12 protein-coding genes are annotated in these 9,893 nt (G+C 42.5%); 4 read left to right on the forward strand and 8 right to left on the reverse strand.

The features are described 5' to 3' along the window. Nucleotides 1-89: 89 nt before the first annotated feature. Nucleotides 90-827 carry a UDP-2,3-diacylglucosamine diphosphatase gene (gene lpxH, locus R7E29_RS21370; RefSeq protein WP_054576402.1) on the reverse strand — a complete coding sequence of 246 codons (738 nt, stop codon included), beginning with the start codon at nt 825-827 and terminating at the stop codon, nt 90-92. 60 nt (nt 828-887) lie between these two features. Beyond that, nucleotides 888-1,382, reverse strand: coding sequence for a peptidylprolyl isomerase (locus tag R7E29_RS21375; RefSeq protein ID WP_005378156.1), 495 nt, complete (start codon nt 1,380-1,382; stop codon nt 888-890). 202 nt (nt 1,383-1,584) lie between these two features. Between R7E29_RS21375 and cysS the strand changes: the two genes are divergently transcribed. Next, nucleotides 1,585-2,967 (forward strand): cysteine--tRNA ligase, encoded by a 1,383-nt coding sequence (gene cysS, locus R7E29_RS21380; protein ID WP_005378155.1) that lies wholly within the window; start codon nt 1,585-1,587, stop codon nt 2,965-2,967. 87 nt (nt 2,968-3,054) lie between these two features. After that, nucleotides 3,055-3,633: a thymidine kinase gene (locus R7E29_RS21385; RefSeq protein WP_005378154.1), complete on the forward strand. Its 579-nt coding sequence runs from the start codon at nt 3,055-3,057 to the stop codon at nt 3,631-3,633. A gap of 60 nt (nt 3,634-3,693) precedes the next feature. On the opposite strand, the gene R7E29_RS21390 is transcribed toward R7E29_RS21385, so the two are convergent. From R7E29_RS21390 to R7E29_RS21400, 3 genes are read right to left on the reverse strand one after another with little or no spacing between them, the layout of a single operon-like run. After that, the gene (locus R7E29_RS21390; RefSeq protein WP_054576404.1) at nt 3,694-4,332 is read right to left on the reverse strand and encodes a YdcF family protein; all 639 of its coding nucleotides are present in this window, start codon (nt 4,330-4,332) and stop codon (nt 3,694-3,696) included. Next, complete coding sequence (locus tag R7E29_RS21395) at nt 4,329-5,156, reverse strand: NAD-dependent epimerase/dehydratase family protein (RefSeq protein WP_054576405.1); 828 nt, start codon at nt 5,154-5,156, stop codon at nt 4,329-4,331. Before R7E29_RS21395 ends, R7E29_RS21390 begins: the two co-directional genes overlap by 4 nt. Before the next feature lie 18 nt (nt 5,157-5,174). After that, nucleotides 5,175-6,053, reverse strand: a complete 879-nt coding sequence (locus tag R7E29_RS21400; RefSeq protein ID WP_054576406.1) for a LysR family transcriptional regulator — start codon at nt 6,051-6,053, stop codon at nt 5,175-5,177. A gap of 89 nt (nt 6,054-6,142) precedes the next feature. Here R7E29_RS21400 and R7E29_RS21405 point away from each other — a divergent pair, with 89 nt between their 5' ends. Next, nucleotides 6,143-6,589, forward strand: a complete 447-nt coding sequence (locus tag R7E29_RS21405) for a PACE efflux transporter (RefSeq protein ID WP_042522041.1) — start codon at nt 6,143-6,145, stop codon at nt 6,587-6,589. Nucleotides 6,590-6,631: 42 nt separating this feature from the next. Here R7E29_RS21405 and R7E29_RS21410 read toward each other — a convergent pair whose 3' ends face one another. Further along, on the reverse strand, nt 6,632-6,865 hold the full coding sequence (locus R7E29_RS21410) for a TIGR02647 family protein (RefSeq protein ID WP_005387662.1): 234 nt from the start codon (nt 6,863-6,865) through the stop codon (nt 6,632-6,634). 299 nt (nt 6,866-7,164) lie between these two features. Between R7E29_RS21410 and focA the strand changes: the two genes are divergently transcribed. Then, a complete protein-coding gene (focA, locus tag R7E29_RS21415) occupies nt 7,165-8,025 on the forward strand; it encodes a formate transporter FocA (protein WP_005378146.1) in 861 nt (286 codons plus the stop codon). Between the two features lie 85 nt (nt 8,026-8,110). On the opposite strand, the gene R7E29_RS21420 is transcribed toward focA, so the two are convergent. Then, on the reverse strand, nt 8,111-8,248 hold the full coding sequence (locus tag R7E29_RS21420) for a hypothetical protein (protein ID WP_005378145.1): 138 nt from the start codon (nt 8,246-8,248) through the stop codon (nt 8,111-8,113). A gap of 354 nt (nt 8,249-8,602) precedes the next feature. Further along, on the reverse strand, nt 8,603-9,415 hold the full coding sequence (locus tag R7E29_RS21425) for an ABC transporter permease (RefSeq protein ID WP_017634681.1): 813 nt from the start codon (nt 9,413-9,415) through the stop codon (nt 8,603-8,605). Nucleotides 9,416-9,893 lie beyond the last annotated feature (478 nt).

Here is a 9,893-nt window from a genome sequence, read left to right on the forward strand (position 1 = left end):
TCGTTCTGTTTAACTTAGTATTATGATAATAGCGATTTTTTACAAAATATCTACGACTTGAGCGTGAATCTTCTACACGCTCTACATGCTTAACGCAAATTCTGTATGAACGGTCTCGTTTGTAGGTCAAAACTATCAGAATTTACTTTTAAAACTGAGCCTTGCGTATACCAATCCCCTAAAACAATTCGGGTCTTTTTAACGCCATCGACGTCAAAAAAATGTGTGTTCGGGCGATGTGTGTGACCATGAATCATTAAGTTGACGCAGTTCTGAGACATCACTTTCTCGACCTCATTTTGGTTGACGTCCATGATATCTAATGACTTGCTCATTTTATCATCACGAATATCGGATTGAACTTTTGAGACAATTTTCTTCTTAATGAACCAAGGAATACGGTTAAACAACCATTGTAGCCATGGCTTGTGAACGGTTTTTCTAAACTCTTGGTACTTCACATCGTCAATGCAGAGCGTATCGCCATGTAGGATTACGACTTTTTGACCATAAAGATCAATCGTGCAGACATCGTCGAGTAATGTCATACCGGTTTCTTTGCAAAAGCGTTTGCCGAGTAAAAAATCTCGATTGCCTTGGATGAAAAAAGTTGGCACACCCGCATCCGTCAGTGCTTTAAATTCTGCTCGGATTTGGTCTGCAAAAGGGGTGTTGTCATCGTCACCAATCCAAAATTCAAACAGATCGCCGAGTACATAAAGTGCATCAGCTTTTGTTGCTTCTGTTCGCATGAACGTCACAAAACATTCCGTGATATCAGGACGTGATGGGGTAAGGTGAAGATCGGAAATAAATAATGTCGTCATAGAAATAAGGGGAAGCTATGCCTCCCCATTAACTTATCTTTTAAAAATAATTCCTAAGAATTACTCTTCAATTGTTGTACCAGTGATTACTACGTCTTCTAGAGGTACGTCTTGGTGCATGCCGTAAGAACCAGTGCTAACGCCTTTGATCTTATTTACGATGTCCATGCCTTCGATTACTTCACCGAACACACAGTAACCCCAACCGTCTAGGCTTTCGCTACGGAAGTCTAGGAATGTGTTGTTGTTTACGTTGATGAAGAACTGAGAGCTTGCTGAATGCGGCTCCATAGTACGTGCCATAGCAAGTGTACCCACTTTGTTGCTAAGACCGTTGTTTGCTTCGTTCTTGATAGGTGCACGAGTCGCTTTTTCACGTAGACCAGACTCCATACCACCACCTTGGATCATGAAGCCGTCAATAACACGGTGGAAAAGCGTGTTGTCGTAGAAACCGTCGCGGCAGTACTGAAGGAAGTTTGCGCTTGTCTCTGGCGCTTTCTCTTCGTTTAGTTGAATCTTGATGTCACCAAAATTAGTGTGAAGGGTGATCATGCTACTTTCCTTTACTGTGTTGTGTTGAGCCCGAGATTCTAGCCTAAGTTCTAGTGCTTTAAAAACTCAGGAAGAGGAAATTCTTCGTTTTGTGCTTGAAGTTTAGCCGATTATCGTTTTATCGGTTAATTGCTATTACCTAACTAGGTTGGAGTTGATATACTCATCTTCTTTTATTCATTCACAATCATAGATAGAGATCATGTTAAAGATATATAACACACTCACAAGACAGAAAGAGGAATTCAAACCAATTACAGCTGGCAAAGTCGGTATGTATGTCTGTGGAGTTACCATCTACGATCTCTGTCACATTGGTCACGGTCGTACTTTCGTCTCTTTTGACGTTGTATCACGTTACCTTCGCTACTTGGGCTACGATCTGACGTTTGTACGTAACATCACAGATATCGACGATAAGATCATCAAACGTGCCGCAGAAAATGGTGAGTCTTGCGATTCATTGACTGAGCGTTTAATTGGTGAAATGCACGCTGATTTTGATGCGCTGAACATGAAACGCCCGGACGTTGAACCTCGTGCGACACAGTTTATTGCTGAAATCATCGAATTGGTTGAGAAGCTAATCGAGCGCGGTTTTGCATACGTTGCAGATAACGGTGACGTAATGTTTGAAGTGGGTAAGTTCAACGAATACGGCAAGCTTTCTAAGCAAGACCTTGATCAGCTTCAAGCTGGCGCGCGCGTTGATATCGAAACAGCAAAACGCAGCCCTCTAGACTTTGTACTTTGGAAGATGTCTAAGCCGGGTGAACCAACGTGGGAGTCACCATGGGGTCCTGGTCGTCCAGGTTGGCACATTGAGTGTTCAGCAATGAACTCTTCAATCCTAGGTAACCACTTCGACATTCACGGCGGCGGTTCTGACCTTCAGTTCCCACACCATGAAAATGAAATCGCGCAATCATGCTGTGCACACGATACACAATACGTGAACACATGGATGCACAGCGGCATGGTAATGGTAGACCGTGAGAAGATGTCTAAATCTCTAGGTAACTTCTTTACTATCCGTGACGTTCTTGGTCACTACGATGCTGAAACAGTGCGTTACTTCCTAATGTCTGGTCACTACCGTAGCCAGTTAAACTACAGCGAAGATAACCTAAACCAAGCACGTGCTTCGCTTGAGCGCCTGTACACATCTCTACGTGGTTTAGACCTAAACGCTGCGCCTGCTGGTGGTGAAGAGTATGTATCTCGCTTTACAGCAGCGATGAACGATGACTTCAATACACCAGAAGCGTACTCAGTTCTGTTCGACATGGCGCGCGAAGTTAACCGTCTGAAGACAGAAAACCTAGAGAAAGCGAGCGAGCTAGGTGCGCTAATGCGTGAACTAGCAGATGTGATCGGTATTCTTCACCAAGATCCAGAAGCCTTCCTAAAAGGTGATGCAGGTAACGATGATGAAGTGGCTGAAATCGAAGCTCTGATCAAGCTGCGTAACGACTCTCGTGCTGCGAAAGATTGGGCGAATGCAGATATGGCTCGTGACAAGCTGACCGAAATGGGCATTGTTCTGGAAGATGGTCCAGAAGGCACAACGTGGCGTCGTAAGTAATTGAATTTTCATTTTTAAAGGGCTGATAATTCAGCCCTTTTATTTTCCATTTCCATAAATTAAAACTTTAACTTTAGGTAATGCTCTGTGGCTCAGATGTATTTCTATTACTCAGCAATGAATGCGGGTAAATCAACAACGCTTCTTCAATCCTCTTTCAACTATCAAGAACGCGGCATGACGCCAGTTATTTTTACGGCTGCGCTAGATGATCGTTTTGGTGTCGGTAAAGTGAGCTCTCGTATTGGTCTTCAATCTGACGCACATTTATTTCGTCAGGATACCAATTTGTATCAGGAGATCGCAGCTCTGAATGAGGTTGAAAAACGTCACTGTATTCTTGTTGATGAGTGTCAGTTCTTGTCGAAAGAACAAGTTTATCAACTTACTGAAGTCGTTGATAAGTTGCATATTCCAGTATTGTGTTACGGCCTTCGCACCGATTTTCTAGGCGAACTTTTTGAAGGCAGTAAGTATCTATTATCTTGGGCAGACAAGCTGGTTGAGCTCAAAACAATCTGCCATTGCGGCCGCAAAGCGAATATGGTTATTCGTACCGATGAACACGGCGTGGCAATTAAAGAAGGCGATCAAGTTGCGATCGGCGGTAACGATAAGTATGTCTCCGTATGCCGCCAACATTACAAAGAAGCGCTCGGTAAATAAGCCGTATTGATACAGAAAAGCCACCGAACTTGGTGGCTTTTTGTTGTCGGTTAGAAAAAGTTAGACTAAGTCAAAACCAAACCGCTCGAGTAAAACCTGGTAAGAAGATTCGACTTGCTGAGGGATGTTCTGCTCGGTTTGAAATCCTTTCTCTGGATAGCTTTTTACGCGAGAGAAATCTTCCATTAGTGCTTCTAGCACCATCATTAATGGCATGTCTTCATTAATGTATTCAAAAAATGGAAGAGCCGCAGAGCTTACTTGGAGCTGAGTGTAGGGTGACTGCCACTGTTTTTCAAATGTCGCGATTGCTCTACGCTCCATAAACGGTTTTTGTACCAGAATAAACGAGGAACACTGTTTTCCTTCCTCTTTTAATCGTTGCTCAGTAAAGCGAACATTTTCTCCACTGTTTGTGGATTCAGTTTCGAGCAAAATTGCTTCACTTGGAACGCCCGACAACTTTGCAATCTCGGCAAAGGTTTCTGCCTCGCTTTTTTCAAACAGTCCATCTGTGAAGCGACCTTGACCCCCTGAAAATACAATCAAAGGTGCCAACTTTTGGTGGTAGAGCTTGGCAGCGTGCTCCGCTACACGCACATCATTACTGCACATCACAAACAAACAGTCCGCAGGTTTCAGTTCATGTTTGAGTTGCATGTAATCCCAAAGCGTTTCTATATGTCTATAGAGTCTCATAGCGCATCCAAAGTTGAATTGAAGTGAAATCGATAACCAAGTGAGAGTAGTTTGTCAGCAAGAATACGCTTGTCAGCTTGCTCTGTGACGGGTGGAAGAGGTATATCACTTCCGATTTTGTTTATGGCAGCTTGGTAGAACTCAGCCTTGCTGACAGTATGAGGTGTCGTAACATTAATGACTTGGTTGCTTAAATTGCCTAAGGCAAATTTCGCAGCCGAGACAGCATCATCTTGATGAAGCATATTAGCTGGTGCTTTACGACTAACTTGTTGAAGCCTTGCAGCAAAGCGAGATGGGTGTCTATCTGGCCCGATTAATCCGCTACAACGTAGAATAACAAAGCTAATATTCGAGTCGATAACATGCTGCTCTGCTTGAAGCATAATACGTGCATTGTCAGAGAAATAAGGGCTTTCGGCTGCTAAAGAGAGTGACGCGTCAGCTTCTTCCATATCGGAAGCAAGGTTAGGGTAAACCGTGGTAGAGCTGATCATGAGAAGTTTTTCAACGTTGTTTTGCTTAGCTGCGTTGGCAAGTATTTGCCATTGCTGTGCATATTCTTGACCGCGTCCTTTACGAAATCCTGGAGGAAAAGCACCGATAACGTGCGTAATTTGATGCTGTTTGAGCAGCTCATCTAGCCGTGCTGTGGCGTTCAATTGATTGAAATCGAACAATGCGGAGTGAGTTAATGAGGTGGGTAACTCTTTTAATCGAGTTTGGCTACGACGAGTGACGACAACATAGTGTCCATCTTTCATCAATATTTCTGCTAGCGGAGTTCCGAGCCAGCCTGCACCTACGATCAATGTATTTGCCATTTGGGTCTTCCTACTTACTTATGTCTGCCCGAATAGGGTGAGCAGTTCTGCTTTGGCTTGTTGATGGAGGGGATCTGAATGCCATTTCTGGTGCTGAATAAGGTCAACATTGACTTGCCAAGCCAGTTTTGTGAAATCATCCCCAACTTTTTTTAATGTATTAGGTGAATACGCGACTAAATGCTGTGGTAGAAAGCACCAACCAAACCCTTTATTCGCCAATTCCAACAAAATATAGTAGTTATCAGCGTACCAGATATCTGGGCTAAATGCTTGATTGAGACCACATGGCTCTGCACTTTTGGATCGTATGACCAATTGACGATGTTGTTTTAGTTGATCAATGTGAGTGATTTGCTGCTTTGCTAAAGGATGTGTTGAAGAGACATAGACATCAAATGCAATATTGCCAAGATTGGTGAAATCGATGTGCCTTGGCATTTGTAAATCACTCAAAATAATCCCAGTCGTGGCGCGTTCCGACTTAACCAATTCAATGATATCAGGGCTTGATGCCGTTAAGCATTCAACTTGTAAGTGTGGAAAGCGTTGCTCTAACTTCTTTAGCACATCCGGCAAGCGAGTCAGAGGAATCCCTTCATCAATAGCTAAGACTAATTTGTTCGTTGGCGTGGAAAAGAGCTGCGATGCCCTATTGTTTAGGCGGTCGAGTTGGCTGATTGTTGCTTGTGCATAGGGTACGAGCGCGAGGCCATTCTCAGTTAATTTAGGGTACCTGCCTGATCGATCGAAAAGCTCAACGCCACAGTCGATCTCCATATTCATGATGTGCTGGCTCACTACAGATTGAGCTCGCCCCAGTTTTCTAGCTGCTCCTGAAAATGATCCTGCTTCTGATGTAGCAATGAAAGCTTGCAGTTGTTCGATGGTAAACATATCGCTTAAACCGATGGTATCTAACTTTTGGTTATCTAAATAATAGATAAAATTCTAAGCATTGAGTAGAACTATGTGGACAGAGAAATATGACTCGTAACGAACGAATTTTTCATGCAGTACTTTTTGAGTTAATCGCACTCGCGATTATTGTACCAGCGGCTTCATTGATCACTGGAAAGGGTTCTAGTGATCTCGCGTTGGTTGGGGTCGGGTTGAGCATGTATACCGTGATATGGAACTACATCTACAACTTGTATTTTGATAAGTGGTTTGGTGACAATCGAGCTGAGCGAAGTTTAGCGATGCGGCTTGGACATACTATTGGTTTCGAGGGAGGATTGATCTTTATCTCTCTACCTGTGATTGCCTGGTTCTTAGAAATTACGCTTCTTCAAGCTCTAATGCTGGAAGCCGGCTTCCTCGTTTTCTTCCTATTTTATGCCACTGGTTTTAACTGGTTGTATGACAAGGTTCAACCATTTAGCAAAATGAAAAAGCGATTATTGCCACAGGCATCGACAGGAAAAATATAGGACTAAAAAAGCCACCGAGTTCGGTGGCGTTTTTTGTTCAAATTACACAGACAAAACTCTTAAAATCTTATCTGCATGTTCTGCAACTTCAATGCCTTCGTCTGTTAGATAACCACCGTCAGGCTGTGTACAAAGTTGCTTCTTATATAGACGAGCAACGGCTGCCTGCATTTCTTCTGACGCGTCTGTATGAACTTTAATACCAGTTGCAGCACTACTTAGGTCGAACTGAAGAAGTAGATTCAATTCGGCGATATGTTCAGCTGAATATTTCATAAATGATTCCTTTGCGCTTTTTTTACCAAGCTAGTCTGAAAAGTAGCGTTGGGCAACATTCAACGACAAGAAGTGTTAAGTATGGCGCTATCAGGCTGATATAACGCAGGATCTTTGTTCGAAAGGCCGAATACTTGTTAAGTATCAATGATACTTACTGTAGCGAATGATAGGCGCTATTTATTGCTTGATCTCCCAATAACAACGATTTTAGTAAACACGCCAAATAGCACTTGAAAAAATAGGGAAATAGAGCGATTATCCGCGCCTCTTTAAATGTTTCTAAATGTTACACCAGAATGAACTTTAATCAGTTTGACTCACTATTACCGCCACAAGCTGCGGAACGCGCGGCTGAAGTGGGGGTAGGCAAAGCAACGAAAGCTCCAATCAAATCTTTTCTGCTCGCCATTTCTGCGGGGCTTCATATTGGTATTGCTTTCATCTTCTATACCACAGTAACGACAGGCGCAGGCGAGCTGCCTTGGGGCATTACACGACTCATTGGTGGTCTGGCATTTAGCCTTGGTTTGATTTTGGTGGTGGTTACTGGCGGCGAGCTTTTCACTAGCTCTGTGCTGACACTAGTTGCGCGTGCGAGTGGAAAAATCTCTTGGCAAGCACTCATCAAAAACTGGTTGGTGGTTTATTTTGGCAATATGGTTGGGGCCATTTTGCTCGTGGCCTGTATGCTAGTTACCAAGCAATATATGTTTGATCATGGCCAAGTTGGTCTCAACGCGATGGCGATCTCCCAACACAAATTACATCATGGTTTCTTTGCCGCTGTTGCGCTTGGCATTATGTGTAATGTATTAGTTTGTATTGCAGTTTGGATGACGTTTAGTGGGCGAACATTGACAGATAAAATAGCGGTCATGATTTTGCCTGTGGCTATGTTCGTGTCGGCAGGTTTTGAGCACTGTATTGCGAACATGTTCCAAGTACCTATGGCGATTGGTATTAAGTACTTTGCGCCAGAAGCGTTTTGGCAAATGACAGGGGCAGATATTGCAAACTACGCGGACTTAAACATGATGGGGTTCATCGTAAACAACCTAATTCCTGTTACGATAGGAAACATTATTGGTGGTGGCGTATTTGTTGGCATGTGGTATTGGATGATTTATCTACGCGATGAAGATAACCATTTACGATAAGTTTAGAAGATCACAAGAAAGGCGAACTAGATGGTTCGCCTTTCTTTTTATTTGTCTCTGCAAATGTCAAACAAGTCGAGTCATGCTAAATCAACTCTTCGTTGATGCCAAAATCGGTTGGGAGCCAATGAGAAGTTACTTCCTTTGGTTCTTGAACGAGCCAATCCAGAGGTGCATCGGACAGGAGTTCATCGTAATTTTCTTTGATCATTAAGACATCCATGTACGTCTCTCCAAGTTTGTGGTCACTGCCTTTACTTTAAAATTAGAACATGTCAGTCACGTGATCAATGCATGACGATTCGATTGATCACTTATGTTGCTATGTTTCTGGTTGCGTATGGGTTTTGGGGGCTTATCCACATTTTCTGTGGATAACCTGTATCAAAGGTCGTGCGTATCTAAACTTGCAAAGAAAATTTCATAAAATTAGAGGCTTATATCAAAAAGAATTCTGCCTGACTTTTCATCTGAAAGCGTCTTGATGAGTGCTCGAAGAATAGTTGAGTTATTCAGTTATAAGTACGTTCGACTTGGCAATATAAGTTGTTTAACGGTCTTTACCTACAAGCGCCAGCTAACCATGAGTTTTGGTCGATTCGGGTTGCTCGATTTTTATCTTGATTCGGCCTTCTTTGGTTTGTACCCAGCGCAATGTCATTTCTAACGTTATGGTTACGGAGGCACTCAACATAACGAAAATCGCCAGCATAATTACTAACTGGTATTTAATCGCAACCATCGGGCTCGCGCCACCTAGAATTTGACCGGTCATCATACCCGGTAAGGTAACCAGCCCTGTAGTGGCCATAGAAGCTAAAGTCGGGGCGAGGGACTTTCTAAGAGCCTCCTGAATGAAGGGGAAGGATGCGTAGCGAGGAGATGCTCCAAGTGAGATTGCAGCCTCATATTCTGCTTGTCTCTGCTCAAAAGCCGTAAACAAATTCTGAAGAGCGATGATATTACTACTCAAGCTGTTACCCAATAACATACCGGCAAGTGGGATCATGTACTGCGCATTGTAAATAGGGGATGGTTGCACTAAGCCTGCTGTAATTGCTATCAGAAGTGGTATTAGACCACAGGTAAGGCCCGTTAGTAGCGGAAGCATAAGTGGCTTTTTAGGTAAGTGAGCTTTTCCCGCAATTGAGCTGGCACCAATCAGTAGCATGATGGCAAGCCAAAGTATATTGACAAGTAAGCTGTTTAATTGAAAAAGATATTCTAAATACACGCCAATCAATATGAGCTGAAGTGTCATTCGGATAACACTGATTATGGTGTCTTTTGCTATCCCTAATTTGTAGCGGGCATTGATAAAGAAGGGGACCAATAAAATCAAACCAAACAGTGCCAGTTTGACCCAGCTTATATCCACCACGTTATCCATAATCGCTCCTTGAAAATACGCGAATAATTGTATCTAAGCCTCTCCTTTATATGAACCACTACGTGCACTTTTTGCTGTTCTTAAAGTAAATCTTGAGTGCTATTTTAGACATTAATACGCAGCATTTTGTTTACAAGTGGTTATCTTTTCCGGAGTTTTTAAGTCGATTTATGGCATGGTAATTACGATTTAAATGTGATCGATGTTTCTTAAATGTTGGTTATTTAACAACTCCTTAAAAGACTTATTTTGTCACATCTGTTCATGTTTTTTAATAAATAACATCAATCCATCATATCTCTGGATGAGCTCAAAAAAGTGTTGAATTACAAGGTCTGAGGTCGCTTATTTGATTGAACCCTACTATTAGTATGGTCTAACATTTTCCATTAGAGATTGTAAAAAACTTAAGCTTGGTTACGCGGGCTTTTCAATAACACTAGATACAAAATAGGCAAATGTATGAGTGATGTTAATA

Origin of the sequence: Vibrio sp. Vb1729, from assembly GCF_033338655.1 — a bacterium.
GTDB lineage: Bacteria > Pseudomonadota > Gammaproteobacteria > Enterobacterales > Vibrionaceae > Vibrio > Vibrio alginolyticus.

Excerpts from the sequence above, each read along its gene's own strand:
- lpxH (WP_054576402.1), bottom strand. The coding sequence starts at position 827 with ATGACGACATTATTTATTTCCGATCTTCACCTTACCCCATCACGTCCT.
- R7E29_RS21375 (WP_005378156.1), bottom strand. The coding sequence starts at position 1,382 with ATGATCACCCTTCACACTAATTTTGGTGACATCAAGATTCAACTAAAC.
- cysS (WP_005378155.1), top strand. The coding sequence starts at position 1,585 with ATGTTAAAGATATATAACACACTCACAAGACAGAAAGAGGAATTCAAA.
- R7E29_RS21390 (WP_054576404.1), bottom strand. The coding sequence starts at position 4,332 with ATGAGACTCTATAGACATATAGAAACGCTTTGGGATTACATGCAACTC.
- R7E29_RS21395 (WP_054576405.1), bottom strand. The coding sequence starts at position 5,156 with ATGGCAAATACATTGATCGTAGGTGCAGGCTGGCTCGGAACTCCGCTA.
- R7E29_RS21400 (WP_054576406.1), bottom strand. The coding sequence starts at position 6,053 with ATGTTTACCATCGAACAACTGCAAGCTTTCATTGCTACATCAGAAGCA.
- R7E29_RS21405 (WP_042522041.1), top strand. The coding sequence starts at position 6,143 with ATGACTCGTAACGAACGAATTTTTCATGCAGTACTTTTTGAGTTAATC.
- R7E29_RS21410 (WP_005387662.1), bottom strand. The coding sequence starts at position 6,865 with ATGAAATATTCAGCTGAACATATCGCCGAATTGAATCTACTTCTTCAG.
- focA (WP_005378146.1), top strand. The coding sequence starts at position 7,165 with ATGAACTTTAATCAGTTTGACTCACTATTACCGCCACAAGCTGCGGAA.
- R7E29_RS21420 (WP_005378145.1), bottom strand. The coding sequence starts at position 8,248 with ATGGATGTCTTAATGATCAAAGAAAATTACGATGAACTCCTGTCCGAT.
- R7E29_RS21425 (WP_017634681.1), bottom strand. The coding sequence starts at position 9,415 with ATGGATAACGTGGTGGATATAAGCTGGGTCAAACTGGCACTGTTTGGT.